This window comes from Methylobacterium sp. AC832 (genome assembly GCF_979256025.1).
This window is the reverse complement of the sequence record NZ_CEEDMV010000003.1, coordinates 544,543-562,364: the sequence shown is the minus strand read 5'-3', so window position 1 is coordinate 562,364 and position 17,822 is coordinate 544,543. Positions and strand designations below refer to the sequence as shown.

Genomic DNA, 17,822 nt, shown 5'->3' with positions numbered 1-17,822 from the left:
ATGCCAGTGCTGTGGCGGGTCTTATATGTGCTGTGCTTGCGTTGAGTGCTTATAGTTTTGTCCAGAGGGAAAATTAGAAGGTTTTTCTCGGCGACAGGAAATTCCCTTCTAATATTTTTCCATCCTTGGATGGATCCAATGAGCCAATCTTGTGAACGACGCAGCCAAAATCGAAACAGGTTCGGTAGAATGCTGTGCCGAAGCATCGGGCTACTCGCCTTGTTGCCCGTGGCCTCCATCGCACAGGAAAGCTCTCTAGTTGCCTCGTCTCCATGTGGCGATAGATCTGCCATTCCGGATCCGGCAGTTTGCAAAGATCCCATCATAAAGCGCCTCAATTCCGCGGTTACAGCCGCCTACGAACAGGCTAAAGGGCGACTTCAGGGTGACCAAGCCCTGACAAGTGATCTTCAAGACAAACAAAGGTTCTTTGTCGAGGATAGCGACAATGCCCATGCGACAGGGGCCGGCCGTCTGCAACGCTACCTCGAGACGTGGCAGCACTGGCTCGACGCAATCGGCCCTCCGCGAGAGGGATTTGCGGGTGCGTGGATCAGCGGGACCGGCAGTCTTCAAATCATACCACGGGATAAAACGACTTTTACAGTCCTGGTGCGTGCAGACGAGCCAATACAGGGTATCTACACATGCGAATTCATCGGCGTTGGACGGATGGACGGTGAAGTCCTTGATGTAGCGTGGGACAAGGCCGAGACAGGCGATGACGATGATGCTGAAGGGTGGACGCTTCGGATTCACCGATCCGGACATCTCCTCAGGCTCGACGAGCGTCGTAACGGTAGCGTGGCATCCTCGCCTCCGTTCTGCGGCGTTCAGGGAAGCCTAGCGGACAGCTACCTGCCTGCGCAGTATAAGCCTGAACCAGTCCTTACCTGGAGCACAACCATTACGAAAGATCGGAGCCGATAGGAATGTTATAGCGAAAAATCGGCTTTTCTCCTGCAACGTCATGACCAAGGTCGACTGCCTGTGTCAGTACCAGCGGAGGAAACGGCTGTTTTCGACCGATGGACGCCCATCACCTCTACAAATAATCATCGCGCAATCTTGGCTCGTGCCGCAGTTTCTTGCTTCCGGCACGAACGGATCGATGACATTTCAAGCGATCTGATGACCTTAAGGAGAGGCGTTATCTGGCATTTCATGCAAGATCCGCCGAGCAGCTTCGTGCCCGAGTGCCGCAGCCCGACGATACCAAGCTTTGGCTGCGACTACATCAACCGGAACAGCCTCGCCACGGAAGCATAAGTCGCCCAGTAAGGCCGCGGCCTCCGCATCTCCCGAATGGGCAGCACGGCGCAACCAGCGCAGCCCCTCTCCGACGTTTCGCCGGCCTCCATCACGGCCATGCAACAGGATATCTCCCCACTTGGCTTGGGCCGCTGGCGAGCCGCCTGCAGCGGCGGCCTGGAACAGGCGATGAGCCGCCGATTTGTCTACGGGCACACCGATCCCCGCCTCCGTCAGCATGCCCAGGAGATGCAACGCGGCCGGCAAACGAGCATCCGCTGCTCGAGTCACCGCTGCGGCGCCGGTCGCCTCATCCGCGGGACCAGGGGCTGCCCGCAGTAGCGCAATCCCGGTGCCGAGCCACCCCTCCGGGGATCCGCTCTCGGCCGCGCGGCGATACCAGACAGCCGAAGCTTCCGGGTCACGCAATTCCGCCGGGCCATCCCGAAGAATCCAGGCGTACAGGACCTGCGCATCCGCTATGCCACCTTCGGCGGCGCGCTGTGCCCATGAGGCGGCTTCCACGATGTCTCGGGCGCAGCCGCTGTCGAACGGACCTTGCGAGCGCGGACTGGCGCGATTGCCTTGTGCCAGCAAGGCAGCGAGGTGGAATTGCGCACCCGAATGTCCCGCACTCGCAGCAAGGCGCAGCCATCGGATAGCTTCCGTTGCACATTGGGGAACCGTCTTGCCGGTGGAATAGCTTTGCCCGAGGTGGAAACACGCCTCGACATCGCCAGCTCGTGCCGCGCGTGCAAGGCTGCGCAACCCGCGTACATCCTGTCGAGCGAGCCGTGAGAGGCCATGCCGCCGCAAGGTCGCGCATGGCCACGTCATCATCCACCTGAAGGGGCCATCTGGGTCACGGTTCACGCATGCCATCCTGAAGCGGAGTGAGCACACGCATCAGCAGATAGTCCAGCACCGTGCGTCGGCCCACAGAGACATCCGCTGCCACCGGCATGCCCGATACCACCCGAAACCCCTCCGGCACGTCGTGCAGGGCTGTCCGGTCGAGGGACACCCTGACCCGGTAGTATGGCTCGGTGCTATCCTGCCGCGGCAGGGATGCCGCGGCCGGGTCCGAGCGCTCGGTGAAGCTTGCAGGGCTGATCGCCTGGACGGTTCCCTGCGCCGTTCCGTAGCGCGAGAACGGCAAAGTATCGAACTTCACCGTCACGGCCTGGCCGGGCCGAACCCAGCCGACATCACGACCCGACACCGCCGCTTCCACCTCGAGATGAGCATCGTTCGGCACGAGGGTGATCAGTTCCGCGCCGGATTGCAGCACCGACCCGACGGAAACACGGGCGACACTCAGCACGATCGCATCGGCCTGTGCCTCAAGGAGACCAGTCCTTGGCGCAGGTTCGCCTTGGCCAGAGCCGCTTGGGCGCCTGAGAGCCGGCTTTGTAGCAACGTCAGGTCCGCCTCGTTGTGGGCGATCCGGCCGCGGGCATAAGCCTCGCGTTCGCTGGCTTTGGCTTCCAGGGCGCTCAGTCCCGCCGTGACGGCACTCTGTGCCTCCTCGAGGGATTGCTGCATCTGCGCCTGCGTGTCGTTGGCCGCCAGCGTGTTCATCAGGCTGCCGACCTGCAGCCGCTGCAACTCGGCCCGGCGGCTCGCCAGATCGGTGGCGATGCCGAGACGCTTGGTGCCGATCGCGACGTCGGTTTGCGCCCGCTGCAATTGCGCCTGAAGCGCGCCGGTCTCGGCGTCGAAGCGCGCGAGGGTCGCGCGGTGTTCGGCCATCCGCTCCTCGAAGAGGGCGGCCTGCTGCACGTGCACGGGATCCTGCGTCGAAGGGGCGTAGGGCCGACCGGCGATCTCCGCCTGGAGTCGCTCGATCTGGGCCGTCAGGCTCGCGACCTGCTCCTGCCGGCTCGACTGGTCCGAGCCGGTGAAGGTGGGATCGAGTTGAGCGAGCATGTCGCCCTTGCGAACCAGTTGCCCGGGTTCGACGTGGATGGCGCGCACGATACTGGTATCCAGCGGCTGGACCACGAGCGTCCCGTTAGGGGCCGCCACGATGCCGCGTCCGGTGACCACCTTGTCGATCGGGATGAACGCGAGCGCCGCGAGACTGCTCAGCATCAGCGTACTGATCACTAGGGTAGTGCTGCGCGCCAGCGGCTGCATTGGCAGCGTGACCAGGGCGCGGCTGGGGCCGGCGAAGTCGAGGAGAGCGGCAGCGCCGTCGTCCGGCTGACGATGGAACCCGTACATCTCAGATCTCCGCCGCGACAAGTTCGTGGGCATCGGCCGGCGCCTGGACCGGCCGCCCCTTGGGTTCACGGTCGAGGTAACGGTTTTGCTGACGCCAGAGCTGCTGGTAGATCGCGCATCGCTCGACCAGCGCGTCGTGCGGCGCGATATCGACGAGGCGTCCTTGGTCGAGAACCGCGATGAGGTCGCAATCCAGGAGCGAGGACAGGCGGTGCGACACGATCACCATCGTGCGACCGCGGGCGATCCGCTGCAGGTTGGCATTCACCACTGCCTCGCTCTCGGGATCGAGGGCACTCGTGGCTTCGTCGAGGATCAGCACCGGCGGGTCGGCGACCAAGGCTCGCGCGATGGCGAGACGCTGACGCTGGCCCCCGGACAGATTGGACGAGCCCTCCTCGATCCACGTGCCGTAGCCCTGCGGCAGGCGCTCGATGAACTCGTCCGCTCCCGCGAGACGGGCCGCCTCCATGGCGTCTTCAAGGGTGAGATTGGGACGTCCGGCCAGGATATTGTCGGCGACCGTCCCGCGGAACAGTACGTTGTCCTGCAGCACGATGCCGAACGAACGGCGCAGATGCGCCAAGTTGATCTCACGCAGGTCGGTCCCATCGACCCGCACCGTTCCGGAATAGTCTCGGCTGATCCCCTGGAGAAGCCGCGTAATGGTACTCTTGCCTGAGCCGGAGCGGCCGACGATACCGAGCATCGTTCCGGCCGGGATTCCGAATGAAACGCCGTCGAGGGCCGGTCCACGGGCTCCGGGATAGGTGAAGCTTACGCCTCCGAGGCGCAGGGCGCCGGCGATCCGCGGTGAGATGCCGCCTTGCATCGCCGCGGTCTCGGTCGGGTTGTTCAGCACCAGCGCGACCTGCTGCACGGATGTGCGAACCTCCTCCACGTCTTCGAGCAGCCGGGCGAAACCGATGAGGGGCGCCGCGAGTCGGCCGCTCAGCATGACGAAGGCGACGAGCGCACCGACCTGTACGCCGGAGACTCCGTCGAGAACGAGGTAGGCGGCAACCAGCAGGACCCCGCGATCGATGAAGCGCTCCGCCGGGAGGGTCAGGGTGCGCGGCCAGCGGCCGAGCCGGCCCGCCGCAACCTGCGCGAGGCCAGCCTCGGCGACGGCGGCGTCCCATGCCTCCCGCCGTTGCGGCTCGAGCACCAGCGACTTGACCGTCCGGATGCCCTGCACCGTCTCGACTAGCAGCCCGCTCTTGCGCACCTCGGCGGCGATCGCCCGGCCATAGGCGCGGCGCATCGCCGGCATGAAGGCTATGATCACGAGGGCGACGACGCCGGACGCTGCCAGCACCATCGCGGCAAGGATGGGTTGAAGCCAGAACACCACCGGCAGCAACACCAGCAGCGTGGTGCCGTCGAGGACGGTACTCATCAACTTTCCGGTCAGAAACGCGCGAATCCGGAAGATCTGGCCGATGCGGTGGTTGGTCTCGCCCGTGGGATGCCGCTCGAAATGATCGAGCGGCAACATCAGGAGTCGCTCGAACACAGCAAGATTGAGCTGTGCGTCGATCCGGGTAGACAGAACCTGTAGCGCTTCGCCTCGAGCATGGGTCAGCAGCGCCTCGAATAGCACGGTGATGCCGACCATGACGCCCACCAGGGTCAGGGTGGACCAGCTCTGATAGACCAGCAGCCGATCGAGCACGATGGAGGTCAGCAATGCGGGAACGATGGCCAGGACGCTGAGGACCAGGGATGCCAGCACGACGTGGCGAAGGATTTCGCGCTGGCCAAAAACCAGGCGGGCCACGGAGGCGAAACCGAACGGTGCCTCGGCCTGCGCAACACCACGTCCCTTTCGAACCAACAGCGCCTCGCCCGACCACCATTGTGAAAGCCGCAGGGCGTCCATCGGGACCGGCTCGCCCCGTGGATTAGCCGGATCCCGCAGCCAGGCGAGGTCGCGCTTGGTATCGGCCGCGACGACCAGGCCGGCGCTTCCATTGGTGAAGAGCACGACAACCGGGCGGTCGGGTGCGGCCTAGGCGAGTTGGCGCCAGGAGAGCTTGACCGCCCGCGCCCAGAGCCCTGCCTCCGATAGCCAAGCCGCCAAAGCAGCGGGTGAGGGTGGCACGCCCTCCTCCCTCAACCGGGTGCGATCGAGGTCGATGCCGTGAAAGCGCGCCGCCGCCGCGACGGCGGCGATGCGCAGTTCAGCCGGATCGGAACCGTCCGGCCCGCCAGGAGGCGGGCCGGCGGTGGAAGGGGAGTCCGGCATCGTTGTGGTCCTGGCGGATCTGAGGGTGTCCGGCCTCCCGAAAGAGGCCGCACGGCTCGTTTCAGCGTTGATGGAGGCTTGAGGTGGCTTGACCGGACTCGTGGGCGAGCCCCGCTACTCCGTGACGGTCGTCCTCTCCGGGCATCGGCAAGAGACCGGCCTGCGCCTCCGGATCGTGGATCGCCGCCGCGACTCCACCGGCTGGCGCGGGAACCGGGACCGCAACTCCGGGAGGAGACGAGGCCTGAAACAGCATGCTGTTGACCGCATTCCGTGGATCGCCGGTTCCAAGGCTGCTGATCTGCCCTGGCGGCAGGGTGAACAGCTCCGTCGCAGGTGCCGCATCGGCGCCCCCCGGAGCGGCTGCGGCTACGGCCGAGGAATCGGCTGAGGCAGTCCCGGCCGGCTGAGCGAGGCTCACCAGAGTTCCCCCTTGGCCGTCGCTCGCCAGGGTCAAGGCAGCCTGCGGTGCCAGTCCCTCGATCGCCAGAACGGCATGGTCTGTGCCGTTGCCGATCAGCACCTGCGAGGCTGCCATACCGCCGGCGGCGGTTGGTGCGCTACCGGGCGCACCGATGGCCTGGGTCATCGCCCCCTGCTGGTACGCGACGCCGGCGAGGTCGATCGCGTCGCCGGCCGCCAGTCCGGAGATGCCGTTGAGGAGGGTGCCGCTTCTCGTGACCGCCGCGTCCACCTTCAGCGTGCCCACACTGCCGGTTGCAAACGTGATGTCGCCGGTGCCGGCCGCACCGGCCGCACCGAGTTCGAGGGTGCCGCCGTCGATGACGGTGCCGCCGGTATAGGTATTCTGCACCTCGAGCGCGACCGTGCCGGGCCCTGCGGCGATTACGGTACCGGCACCGGTCGCGCCACTTGCATCATGTGACCCGGTCTCGTCGGAAATGACGTCGTTGATGGTCGTGGTTTGACCGGTGAGAGCCCCGAGTGTGATCGCCTGATTGCCCTGAATGAACCAGCCCGCGCCATAGGCCTGGCCGTCGCCGCCGCCGTTCTGTCCCTGGCCGCCGGCGACGGTATCGCCCGTGCTGCCGGAATTGACGACCGTCAGGCTCGACCCCTGCTCGACGAAGACCGCGCCTCCCGCACCCAGGCCGCCGCCACCGCCGTCACTCTGGGGGTTGTTCGTGCCGTCCCCTCCCGCACCGCCACCGAAGCCCCCTGGGGCGCCTGTGCCTGACAAAAACGGTGCGCCGCCACCGCCGCCGCCGCCGAAGCCGCGATAGCCTCCCTGGGTCTGAGACCCGCCGCCGCCGCCGCCGAAGCCACCATTGCCGCCATAGGTGTTGTTGCCGCCGCCGCCGCCGCCCCAGCCACCAGTACTTCCCTCGCCGCCCTCACTCGTGTCGGCGCCGCTCAAACCGTAGATCCCACCGCCGGCACCTGCGCCGCCTTGCCAGATGGCACTACCACCATCGCCGCCGCCGCCCGCGACACTTCCGTGAGCTCCGGTGCCGGCATCCGACGGAGCACCTGTGATCGGACCCGCCGTCCCCTGCGATCCCGTCGCGGCATCAATGCCGTTGCCCCCGACCGCCTGGGCTCCGATACCACCGCCGCCGCCGGAAAGCCCGACCAGACTGGAGGCGGTGTTGCCACCACTCCCGCCGAGGCCGCCGCCGCCGCCGTAGCCCTCGCCGTAGGCGCCGGAGATCCCTCCCTCACCGCCTTGCGCGGAGTCATTGGAGAAGTGGACGTCGGCGAGCAGAACGTTCGCACCGCCGGCCACCATCAGGCCGCCACCGAGGCCCGCGCCGCCGCCACCGCCGGACGCGCCGATACCTCCCATTCCGCCGGACGCGACCGTATCGGCAATCGTCAGGTCCTCGATGGCTGCATTCCCGCCGAGCACCATCAGCCCACGTACGAAGTCGTTACCGTCGAGAGTATGCCCTTGGCCCAGGATGGTGACGGGGCTGCTGCCCTGCAGCACGGGCAGGTCGTTCGCACCCATGAGGGTGATGTCATTGGTGAACTCGATCGCCAGCGGCCCCGGCGTGGTGCCGGCATTGGCTTGGTCGATCGCCGCGGTGAGCTGCGCCTCGGTGCCGACGCGCAGGACGATGCTTCCCGGGGTCGGCGTGCCGAAACTCGCATCGGTGGCGGGTGGCGTACCGCCGGTCCCAGCCGGAAGGGCGAGTGCGGCGGACAGTGCCGACCGGTTGCCCGAGGCGTCGGCAGACAGTGCCGCGATGGGGCCGGCGCCGGCATCCGGCAGAGTATCGGGCGACAGGCTGAACGTGCCATTCGATGTGGCGGTCGCAGTCCCGAGTTGAAGCAGGATGCCAGCCTGCGCTTGCACCTGATACAGGGTGACGGAGCTTCCGGCCTGGGCCTGGGCCTGGGCCTGACCGGACACGACCGGCGAGCCATCCGCAGCGGTCGTCTCGACCAACCCAGTCGGTGCCGGCATCGCCTGGGTCATGGTCAAGGTCGAGCCGCCCTGGCCATCGCTCGCCACGGCGAAGGTAGCCCCGGCGTTCAGACCTTCGATCAGGACCGACTCCGACTGCGCGCCGTTCGAGGCCGTGACCTGTGTGGCGGTTTGCCCGTCCGTAGCCATGGCTCCGCCGACCGTCCCAACCGTGACCTGGGTCGCACCGGCGAGACCTGCGAAGTCTACCCGATCACCGGTCTGCATATCGCGCAAGCCCGTAACGAGAAGGCCGCCAGCGGGAAGGGCGGGAGCATCCACGCGCAAGGTCGCGCCGTCGCCGGTATCTCCGAAGGCGATCGCACTGGTGGCGCCTGCGGCCCCGCTCACCGCGAGCTCCAGCGTAGTGCCGTCACCGATGACGATGCCTCCCGAGAGGGCGTTCTCTTCCGTGATCGCGACGGTACCGCCGCCGACGGCCATCACCACTGCCGCGCCGCCCTGACCGCTCGGATCATGGACGCCGGACTGGTCGGAGATTCCCCCACCGAGTGTCGTCGTCTCGCCCGGCTTGGCGAAGGCCGTCAGGACCTGATTGCCCGAGAGGAAGATCGAATTTCCGTATCCCTGGCCGCTTCCTCCACCGCTCGCACCCTGGCCACCGGTCGCCGTGTCGCCGGTGAAGCTGCCACCTTCGATACTGATCGTGCTGGTAGCGTCGGCGAAGGCACCGCCGCCGAGACCCGCTCCACCGCCACCGCCGTCCGTAGCACCGGCACCGCCGCCGAATCCGGCCTGGCCCTGGTCGACGCCCATGATGCCAACGGCGCCGCCACCACCGCCACCGCCACCGCCGTAGCCGGCGGCTCCACCACCACCACCGCCGCCGCCGCCATACCCGCCATTACCGCCGACGTCGCCGCTGTCGCCATCTCCGGCGCTGCCGGCGCCACCGCCTCCCCAACCACCCTGAACGCCATTGGCGCCGAGGCCTCCACCGACGCCCGCGGCATCGTTGTTGGCGGATGTGCCATCGTCCAAGCCCAAGCCACCATCCGCGCCGGTCAGGATGGAACTGCGCCCACCAGGGCCGCTGGCGCTCCCCGTCGCCGCAATGCCGAGGCCGCCGCCACCGCCGCTGCTGCCGTCCCGCCCATCGTCCTCGTCGGCCTGAACTAGGGGGGTGAGGTGCTGGCCGATATCGCCGAACACACCCCCGACGCTCGAATGCCAGGCGCTTCCCGCTCCCCCGGCGCCGCCCATGCCACCGCCGCCGCCATATCCCGCACTCCCGAGCAGAGCGCCGGCCTCCCTTGCGCCGCCCTGTCCGCCGGTAGCGGCGTCGTTCGTGAACGAGACGTCATCGAGGGCGATCGTCGCGTGGTTGACCGCAAGCACGCCGCCACCGAGACCCGCGCCGCCGCCGCCGCCGCCGCCGCCGCCGCCGCCGGCCTTGCCGATGCCGCCGGCGCCCCCCTGGGCGACAGCGTCCTGAATAGTAAGGTCTTTCAAGAGAGCCTGCGTATCGTCCACCATCAGGCCGCGGTAAGTATCGGCACCGTCGAGCACGTGTCCTTCGCCGTCGATCCGAACCACGCCGAGGGGCTGGTTCAGCGCTGGAAGGTCCGCATTCAGGGAGATGTCGGCCGTGACATGGATCGCGTAGTTGCCAGGCGAGGCGTTGACCGTCTCGATGGCGGCGGCGAGCTGGGCTTGATTGGCGACAGCGAGGACTTGCACTGCCCCATGGGTGGGGAGGATCGATGGCGCCGTGGGCGTGCCGTCCGGGTTCCAAGGGGTGCCGGGTTGCAGCGTCGACACCTGCTCATCCGGCGACCCCTTGGCCACCGGATAAAGTAGGATGCCCACCCCAACGACGGCGGCAATTGGTCCGCTGGCCTCGCCTCCGACCCTCACAAAGTCGCCGAATACTTTTAGCGCACTTGTGAACACACGTGCTTCGCTTACATTTAGAGTGTTCAGCGCGTAGGTGGCCGACGTGTCATAAGCCCATTGGCCGAACCCCGTATTCGCCACATACATTGGCTCCGACACGAGCACTCGCCCATCCTCTGTGAATAATTACCCATCTTTGACGACGAAGCGAGCATCAGCGAAAGGTCCGCTCATCTGAGGCACCTCGCTAGCGTCGGCGTCGGCGGGGGCGTCGACCTGCGCTTGCACGACTTTGGGCGCCATGGACCAAGACAATGCCTTGAGCAGGGTGCCGACCTCTATTCCACTGACGGCAGTGTTGACGGCTTCCTGCACGGATCCATCTTCGGAATTATTCTGATTGGTGTTAGTCGCGCCAGACATGCTCTAACCTTTCGTCGTCACATCTGGGGATACGGTTCATCTTTATGGCCCGCTCTTGAAGCAACGAGGCAACGCCGCAGCCAGAACTTGATAAAAAATTGAATGACGTAGCTGGTATGACACCAAGGTGAGCGGAACCTTAATAAAACGACATGCAATGAGTTGTTGTACGTGGTCGCCCCGACCGCGTTCGATCCACCGATCCCAGGCTGACTCTGACGCTACCGCCAAGCTCGCTTGCGCTCTGGTAGTCGGGCGAACTGCTAGAGCAAATCGGTTGTCATGCTGCAGAATATGGACGCGAGCTTCTTTCCGCTGAAAGGAAAGAGCCACGCTCCTTATGAGCCCCGAGCCACCACCCTTAGAGCGTTCTCGATTTAATCTGGCTCATATCCTGCTGCGGCGAAGAAGTTGGCGCACTCGTCGGGTGTGACGGCGTCGACGAGGCGCCCGATGGCCGACCACATTCCCTCGACGGTCCGTTCCTCGGCTTTGCGCAGCAGCGCTTTCAGCTCCGAGAAGGCCATCTCGATAGAGTTGAAGTCGCTGCGCGGTCCTTCGGTTCGGGGCTGTAGGGCGGGGGGAACAACAGCTGTGCGCCCGCGGCCTCGATGGCGGCTCGCACGGCAGGCCCCTTGTGGCTGCCGAGGTTGACCCAGCAGACCCTGTCCTTCTACGTCCAGGACCTGCTCGGCCTCGACTCTGCGGCTGCGACGCGACACGTCGGCTTCGCCCTGGCCGCCCTGGCGAGCCAGATCCTCATCGTCAGACAGCTCTCGCCGACGCCGTGTACGATGCTGAGACTTGGAGCGGCAGGACTACTGACAGGTTTCGTCGCCCTCGCCTTGGCACAGAATCTTGCCCTCATCGTCGCTGGCTGTACCGCCTTGGGCGTCGGCTACGGCGTCATCATGCCGGGTCTGCAGACCACGGCCTCCCTGGCGGTCGGGCAGGCTGAGCAGGGCGCCGCCGCCGGACTGGTCTCCGCCGCCATGGCTCTCGGATTCGTGGTGGGGCCGATCCTCGGCACCTCCCTCTATTACGTCGAGCCGCGTCTCCCCTTTCTGATGGCCGTCGGCCTCAGCATCGGCCTCCTGGCGGCGGTCGCATCGGATCGCCTCGCTCCCGTCGCCCGGAGGATCGGATGATGACGCACCCGATCCCCCTTGCGATCTCCCTCGGCAGAGCGACGTTTGCGGTACTACCGCTGTGCGCATCATCGCGCTCGGCTCTGAAGCGGGTTGCGCGCCGAGGCCTCGCGCAAACGTGAGGCGGCTTCGCGTCAGGCGTTTCCGACGGCGTCCCGCAAAGATCGAAGGCGACCGCACCTTGATTTTTGTTAGACGCGCCAGATTTCGCTCGCAGCGTCGGGTCGCGCGAAAGTTGCTGTCGCTCGAGGCGTTGCACGCTCCACGTCGCATCAGGCGACAGACAGGCGACCCGATCCGTCCGATGGCGCCGGCCCTGCGCCAAGGGAAACGTTGATGAACGAGTTGATGATCGACAAGACCAATACCGAATCGTACCCGATGGCCGGCAAGTGCCCGTTTGGCGGCGATCGCATCGGCGGAGCACTCGGCAGCCGTCCGGCACTGGAGAACTGGTATCCCCACCGTCTGAGGGTCGAACTCTTGCACCAGAATGGGGTCGCGTCGGATCCGCTTGGACCGGATTTCGACTATGGCAGCGCATTCCGGACGATCGACCTCGATGCCCTGAAAAGCGACATCAAGCAGTTCCTGACCTCGTCGGTGGCGTGGTGGCCGTCCGATTACAAGAATTACGGCCCGCAGATGGTCCGCATGGCCTGGCACTCGGCCGGTACCTACCGCATCGCGGACGGGCGGGGCGGGGCCGGCACCGGGATGCAGCGCTTCGCGCCGATCTCGAGCTGGTGGGACAACGGCAACACCGACAAGTCGCGCCGGCTGCTGCAGCCGATCAAGCACAAATACGGCAATGCCCTCTCCTGGGCCGACCTGATGGTGCTCACCGGCAACTGCGCCCTGGAGATCATGGGCCTGCCGACCTACGGATTCGCCGGCGGACGTCTCGACGCCTGGGAGGCGGACAACGCCACCTACTGGGGCCCCGAGGTCGTCGAGATGGGCAAGGTCTCGAGCTTCGACGAAATGGTCAACCGTGACGAGCGCTGGCGCGGCAAGAACGGCGACGCCGACTACGACCTGGAGAACCCCCTCGCCGCTTCCCACCAGTCGCTGATCTACGTGAACCCCGAGGGACCCTACGCGAACGGGGACCCGCAGGGCTCGGCCAACGACATCCGGACGACGTTCACCCGCATGGCCATGAACGACGAGGAGACCGTGGCGCTCATCGCCGGCGGTCATGCCTTCGGCAAGAGCCACGGCATGACGCCCGCCAAGGAGATCGGACCGCCGCCCGAGATGGCGCCGATGGAGGCGATGGGGCTCGGCTGGCACAACCCGAACGGCGCCGGCTCGGGCAAGGACACGATGACGAACGGCATCGAGGGCAGCTGGACTCCCGATCCGACGCAATGGGACAATGCCTACCTCGAGAACCTCTTCCGGTTCGAGTGGGAGCAGACCAAGAGCCCGGCCGGTGCCCTGCAATGGACCCCGACGGATCCGAACGCGCCCAAGACCCCCGACGCCCATGTGGCGGGGCAGATGCATCCGCTCATGATGATGACCTCCGACATCGCCCTCAAGGTCGATCCGGAATACCGCAAGGTCTGCGAGAAGTTCCTCAACGACTTCGATGCCTTCACGCAGGCCTTCTCCAAGGCCTGGTACAAGCTCACCCACCGCGACATGGGCCCCAAGCACCGCTACCTCGGCCCGGAGGTGACGATCGAGGACGGTCTGCTGTGGCAGGATCCGATCCCCGATGCCGCCTATGCCCCGGTCGGCGAGGCCGAGATCGCCGCCCTCAAGCAGGCGATCCTGGCCCGGAACCTCTCGGTCTCGGACCTGGCCTTCACGGCCTTCTCGGCGGCCTCGACCTACCGGGACAGCGACAAGCGCGGCGGCGCCAATGGCGGCCGGCTCGCCCTGGCCCCGCAGAAGGATTGGGCCGTCAACCGGCGAGCCGCACCCGTGGTCGAGGCGCTCCGTGGGGTCATGGCCGACTTCAACCATGGGCGCAGTGACGGCAAGCAGGTCTCGCTGGCCGACCTCATCGTGCTCGCCGGCTGCGTCGCCGTGGAGAAAGCGGCTCGGGACGCCGGGGTCGAGACGCAGGTGCCGTTCACGCCCGGCCGGGTCGATACCACGCAGGACCTGACCGACGTCGAGATGTTCCAGTGGCTGAAGCCCGTCGTGGACGGCTTCCGCAACTACGTCGATGACGGGTTCGGGGAGATGGCGCAGCGTCTGGCGCCGGAGGAGATGTTCCTCGACAAGGCCAACCTGCTGACGCTGACCGCGCCGGAATGGGTGGTGCTGACCGGCGGCCTGCGCGCCCTCAACGCCAACCACGACGGGTCGAACCGGGGCATCTTCACCGACCGGGTCGGCGTGCTGACGACGGACTTCTTCCGGAACCTGACCGATACGAATCTGGTCTGGGAGAAGGCCGACTCGGCCGGGACGTCCTTCGCCCTCAAGGACCGCGAGAGCGGGCAGACGAAGTTCCAGGCCACGCGCAACGATCTCGTCTTCGGGTCGAACGCGCAGCTGCGCAACATCGCCGATGCCTATGCCGGCAGCGATGGCCAAAGCCGGTTCGTGGCGGATTTCGTGCGGGTCTGGGACAAGGTGATGATGCTGGACCGGTTCGACGTGAAGGGTCACCGTCGTTACGGACCCATGGCGGCCTGATCGTCGCGGCTGCGAGCAACCCGTGCCCCCGTTCCACCCTTCGGTGGGCCGGGGGCACCACGAGAGCAGGTCGGCTCAGAGGCGACGTGTCATCGCCTGGATGTTCCGACCCTAGCGGATCGAGGGCGAGGCCCGGTCTTCACCGTTTTCCATCCTCCGCCCGGATCGGCAACGCGTTCGCGCGCTTGATCTGGCCGAGGGCGAAGCTCGATTCGATCGCTGCGACGCCGTCGAGGCGGGTGAGCTTATTCTTGAGAAAGCGCTCGTAGGCTTCGAGATCCTCGACGACGATCCGGAGCAGGTAGTCGCGCTGCCCCGTCATCAGGTAGCAATCGACCACCTCCGGCCAGCGGGTGACGGCCATGGCGAAGCGGTCGAGCTCCTCCTCGCGCTGGCGTTCCAGCTTCACCGAGGCGAAGACGCTGACCGGCAGCCCGACCGCCACCTGGTCGACGACCGCCACGTAGGCCTTGATCACCCCGGCGGCCTCCAGGCGGCGCACGCGCCGCGCGCAGGGCGAGGCGGAAAGCCCGACCCGTTCGCCGAGTTGCAGCACCGTCAGACGGGCATCCTCCTGGAGCGCGACGAGGATCTTGCAGTCGATGGCGTCGAAATCGGCTTTTGGCACAGAACACTCGCGATCGTGACCCCGGCAGCCGATCTGAGCCACAATCCTTGCATCCGGCAAGTGGGTTTGGTCCCTTTTCGCCCCACGCCGTGGCTACGATTGGCCCATGAGCGATCCGCGATTACCCCACCTGACCGCGCTGGCCCGGAAGAGCCTCTGGCTCTCGACCTGGATCATCCACAACGCCAACCACCTCCGCGCCTCGGCGGACGGGTTGAAGGTGGGCGGCCACCAGGCCTCCTCGGCCTCGCTCTGCGCGATCATGACGACGCTCTACGGCGCCGTGCTGCGCCCGGAAGACCGGGTCGCGGTGAAGCCCCATGCGAGCCCGGTCTTCCACGCCCTGCAATACCAGTTCGGCCAGCAGACCCGTGATAAGCTGGAGAACTTCCGGGGCTTCGGCGGCGCCCAGTCCTATCCGTCGCGCACCAAGGACGTGGACGACGTCGACTTCTCCACGGGCTCGGTCGGCCTCGGCGTGGCGCAGACGCTCTTCGCGTCGCTGACGCAGGATTACGTACGGGCGAAGGGGTGGGGCGGCGAGCGGCCCGAGGGCAAGATGGTCGCCCTCATCGGCGATGCCGAGATGGACGAAGGCAACATCTTCGAGGCCCTGCTGGAGGGCTGGAAGCACGGCCTGCGCAACACCTGGTGGATCGTCGACTACAACCGCCAGAGCCTCGACGCGGTGGTGCGCGAGGGATTGTGGTCGAAATTCGAGGCGATGTTCCGTAATTTCGGCTGGGACGTCGTCGTGCTCCGCCACGGCACGCTCCAGCGCGCCGCCTTCGCGGAACCGGGCGGCGGGCGCCTGAAGGACTGGATCGAGGCCTGCCCGAACCAGACCTATTCGGCGCTGGCCTTCCAGGGCGGCGCGGCCTGGCGTCGGCGCCTCACGGAGGAACTTGGCGACCAGGGCGACGTTTCGGCCCTGATCGACCGGCGCTCGGATGCGGAACTCGCCGCCCTGATGGGCAATCTCGGCGGCCACGACCTGCCCATGCTGCTGGAGGCCTTCGAGGCGGCCCGCGCCCATGACCGTCCGGTCTGCTTCATCGCCTACACGATCAAGGGCCACGGCCTGCCGCTCGCTGGCCACAAGGACAACCATGCGGGCCTGCTGACCCCGACCCAGGTCGAGGGCTTCCGGGCCGAGATGGGCATCCGGCCCGGCCGCGAATGGGACCCTTTCGAGGGCCTCGACATCGCGCCGGAGGCCATGCGGCGCTTCCTCGCCGAGGTGCCCTTCGTCCAGCGGGGGCGCCGCCGCTACGAGGCCCCGGCGATCCCGGTGCCGGAGCGCTTCGCGACTCCGAGGCAGGCCTCGCTCTCGACCCAAGCCGGGTTCGGCCTGCTGATGCACGAGATCGCCAAGACCGACGGCGCCTTCGCGGCGCGCATCGTCACCACCTCGCCCGACGTCACGGTCTCGACCAATCTCGGTGCCTGGGTGAACCGGCGTGGCCTCTTCGCCAAGCAAGCCATGGCCGACCTCTTCCGCCAGGAGCGCATTCCCTCGACCTTCAACTGGACCTTCTTGCCCACCGGCCAGCACCTCGAACTCGGCATCGCCGAATCGAACCTGTTCACCGCGCTCTCGGCGCTCGGCCTGTCGCACGCGATCTTCGGCGAGCGCCTGCTGCCGGTGGGCACCCTCTACGATCCCTTCATCGAGCGCGGCTTGGACGCCCTGAACTACGCCTGCTACCAGGATGCGCGCTTCATCCTGGTGGCGACGCCGGCCGGCATCACCCTCGCCCCCGAGGGCGGCGCCCACCAGTCGATCAAGACGCCGCTGATCGGCATGGGCCAGGACGGGCTCTCCGCCTTCGAGCCGGCCTTCGTGGACGAACTCGCCGTGCTGCTGCGCTTCGCCTTCGCGCATATGCAGCGGAGCGGCGCGCCCGAGCCCGACCCGGTCACCTGCCTGCCCGATGCGGCCGGCGGCTCGGCCTATTTCCGGCTCTCGACGCGGGCCGTGGAGCAGCCGGTCCGAGTGATCGATTCGGATCTTGCCGCCGATATGGTGGCGGGGGCCTACTGGCTGCGCCGGCCCGGCCCGAACGCGGAGGTCGTCGTCGCCTATCAGGGCGCCATCGCCCCCGAGGCGATCGCCGCCACGGGCCTGATGGCCGAGGATCGGCGCGATGTCGGCCTCCTCGCCGTCACCTCCGCCGACCGGCTGCAGGCCGGCTGGACCGCCGCGCAAGGGCTGCGCGAGCGGGGGGCGCCGGGCGCGTCGAGCCATATCGAGCGACTGCTCGCCGACGTGCCCAGCCATTGCGGCCTCGTCACCGTCCTCGACGGCCACCCGGCCACCCTCGGCTGGCTCGGCTCGGTGCTGGGTCACCGCACCCGCGCCCTCGGCGTCTCGCATTTTGGGCAGACCGGCACGATCGCCGACCTCCACCGGCATTTCGGCATCGATGCACGGGGCATCGCCACGGCGGCCCAGGCCATCGCCCCAGGTCGCCGGATCCGGCACCTCCAACTCGCTTGAGCCTGACGCCCTCTGCATCCGCATCCGCTTCCTCGCGCTGCACGCCGTTGGCGTGAGCGGTGCCGATGTGGTGCATCTGTCACCGCGTACTCCGGCAGCGGTGCCATGCTGGGTTGGCTCGGTGTTGCCCTTGCGGCCTCGAACGTGTTGTTCGGCGGCCTGCAGAAGATCACGGCGGTGCAACTCGGGCTGTCGCCGGTCCTGATGGCGGCATCCAATTCCTCCGGGGGCGTAATAGGCAAGATGATCGACGCGCAGTCCATCGTCGTCGCCTCCACTGCGACGCAGTGGTACGGCACTGAGGCGACGATATTGCGCTACGACATCTTCCACTCGATCGCGCTTGCCTGCCTCGTCGGTGTGCTGGTGATGCCGCAAACCTATCTGCCGTCCTTCACAGCCATGGTCCCGGCGCATTGAAACCTGCTAGAGCGCTCACCGCCGAAGTGGAT

General features: G+C 66.8%; 12 protein-coding genes and 2 pseudogenes. 4 read left to right on the top strand and 10 right to left on the bottom strand.

Annotation, left to right across the window (positions count from 1 at the left end; translation table 11 throughout):
* Positions 1 to 255: 255 nt before the first annotated feature.
* The 9 genes and pseudogenes from AC0IXR_RS14245 to AC0IXR_RS14205 form a co-directional block, all read right to left on the bottom strand.
* Positions 256 to 759 (bottom strand): hypothetical protein, encoded by a 504-nt coding sequence (locus tag AC0IXR_RS14245; protein ID WP_471761209.1) that lies wholly within the window; start codon positions 757 to 759, stop codon positions 256 to 258.
* 378 nt (positions 760 to 1,137) lie between these two features.
* Complete coding sequence (locus tag AC0IXR_RS14240; RefSeq protein WP_311274517.1) at positions 1,138 to 2,019, bottom strand: tetratricopeptide repeat protein; 882 nt, start codon at positions 2,017 to 2,019, stop codon at positions 1,138 to 1,140.
* 94 nt (positions 2,020 to 2,113) lie between these two features.
* Positions 2,114 to 2,575: a beta-barrel domain-containing protein gene (locus AC0IXR_RS14235; protein WP_471761208.1), complete on the bottom strand. Its 462-nt coding sequence runs from the start codon at positions 2,573 to 2,575 to the stop codon at positions 2,114 to 2,116.
* Positions 2,569 to 3,477 (bottom strand): hypothetical protein, encoded by a 909-nt coding sequence (locus tag AC0IXR_RS14230; RefSeq protein ID WP_471761206.1) that lies wholly within the window; start codon positions 3,475 to 3,477, stop codon positions 2,569 to 2,571. Before AC0IXR_RS14230 ends, AC0IXR_RS14235 begins: the two co-directional genes overlap by 7 nt.
* A 1-nt stretch (position 3,478) precedes the next feature.
* Positions 3,479 to 5,464, bottom strand: coding sequence for a peptidase domain-containing ABC transporter (locus AC0IXR_RS14225; protein WP_471761204.1), 1,986 nt, complete (start codon positions 5,462 to 5,464; stop codon positions 3,479 to 3,481).
* Positions 5,465 to 5,488: 24 nt separating this feature from the next.
* Positions 5,489 to 5,725 carry a hypothetical protein gene (locus AC0IXR_RS14220; RefSeq protein WP_471761202.1) on the bottom strand — a complete coding sequence of 79 codons (237 nt, stop codon included), beginning with the start codon at positions 5,723 to 5,725 and terminating at the stop codon, positions 5,489 to 5,491.
* A gap of 61 nt (positions 5,726 to 5,786) precedes the next feature.
* Positions 5,787 to 9,938: a beta strand repeat-containing protein gene (locus tag AC0IXR_RS14215; protein WP_471761200.1), complete on the bottom strand. Its 4,152-nt coding sequence runs from the start codon at positions 9,936 to 9,938 to the stop codon at positions 5,787 to 5,789.
* A 261-nt stretch (positions 9,939 to 10,199) separates the two neighbouring features.
* Complete coding sequence (locus AC0IXR_RS14210) at positions 10,200 to 10,436, bottom strand: hypothetical protein (protein WP_471761199.1); 237 nt, start codon at positions 10,434 to 10,436, stop codon at positions 10,200 to 10,202.
* Positions 10,437 to 10,813: 377 nt separating this feature from the next.
* Positions 10,814 to 11,106, bottom strand: a pseudogene (locus AC0IXR_RS14205) (IS630 family transposase); the annotation flags it as partial.
* On the opposite strand from AC0IXR_RS14205, the gene AC0IXR_RS14200 reads away from it, so the two are divergent.
* Positions 11,048 to 11,584, top strand: a complete 537-nt coding sequence (locus AC0IXR_RS14200) for an MFS transporter (RefSeq protein WP_471761197.1) — start codon at positions 11,048 to 11,050, stop codon at positions 11,582 to 11,584. The pseudogene AC0IXR_RS14205 and the gene AC0IXR_RS14200 sit on opposite strands and share 59 nt — an antisense overlap.
* Before the next feature lie 336 nt (positions 11,585 to 11,920).
* Entirely contained in the window at positions 11,921 to 14,242 is a 2,322-nt protein-coding gene (katG, locus tag AC0IXR_RS14195; protein WP_471761195.1) for a catalase/peroxidase HPI, read from the top strand.
* A 139-nt stretch (positions 14,243 to 14,381) separates the two neighbouring features.
* Here the strand turns inward: katG and AC0IXR_RS14190 are convergent, their stop codons facing one another.
* The gene (locus AC0IXR_RS14190) at positions 14,382 to 14,870 is read right to left on the bottom strand and encodes an Lrp/AsnC family transcriptional regulator (RefSeq protein ID WP_471761193.1); all 489 of its coding nucleotides are present in this window, start codon (positions 14,868 to 14,870) and stop codon (positions 14,382 to 14,384) included.
* Positions 14,871 to 14,976: 106 nt separating this feature from the next.
* Between AC0IXR_RS14190 and AC0IXR_RS14185 the strand changes: the two genes are divergently transcribed.
* Both AC0IXR_RS14185 and AC0IXR_RS14180 read left to right on the top strand, forming a co-directional pair.
* Positions 14,977 to 17,370 carry a transketolase gene (locus AC0IXR_RS14185; protein WP_471761191.1) on the top strand — a complete coding sequence of 798 codons (2,394 nt, stop codon included), beginning with the start codon at positions 14,977 to 14,979 and terminating at the stop codon, positions 17,368 to 17,370.
* A gap of 87 nt (positions 17,371 to 17,457) precedes the next feature.
* Positions 17,458 to 17,790: pseudogene (locus AC0IXR_RS14180) on the top strand (L-lactate permease); the annotation flags it as partial.
* Positions 17,791 to 17,822 lie beyond the last annotated feature (32 nt).

What these genes read in the sequence shown, in the direction of transcription:
- AC0IXR_RS14230 (WP_471761206.1), bottom strand. Translation starts at nt 3,477, where the DNA reads ATGTACGGGTTCCATCGTCAGCCGGACGACGGCGCTGCCGCTCTCCTC.
- AC0IXR_RS14220 (WP_471761202.1), bottom strand. Translation starts at nt 5,725, where the DNA reads ATGCCGGACTCCCCTTCCACCGCCGGCCCGCCTCCTGGCGGGCCGGAC.
- AC0IXR_RS14210 (WP_471761199.1), bottom strand. Translation starts at nt 10,436, where the DNA reads ATGTCTGGCGCGACTAACACCAATCAGAATAATTCCGAAGATGGATCC.
- AC0IXR_RS14200 (WP_471761197.1), top strand. Translation starts at nt 11,048, where the DNA reads ATGGCGGCTCGCACGGCAGGCCCCTTGTGGCTGCCGAGGTTGACCCAG.
- katG (WP_471761195.1), top strand. Translation starts at nt 11,921, where the DNA reads ATGAACGAGTTGATGATCGACAAGACCAATACCGAATCGTACCCGATG.
- AC0IXR_RS14185 (WP_471761191.1), top strand. Translation starts at nt 14,977, where the DNA reads ATGAGCGATCCGCGATTACCCCACCTGACCGCGCTGGCCCGGAAGAGC.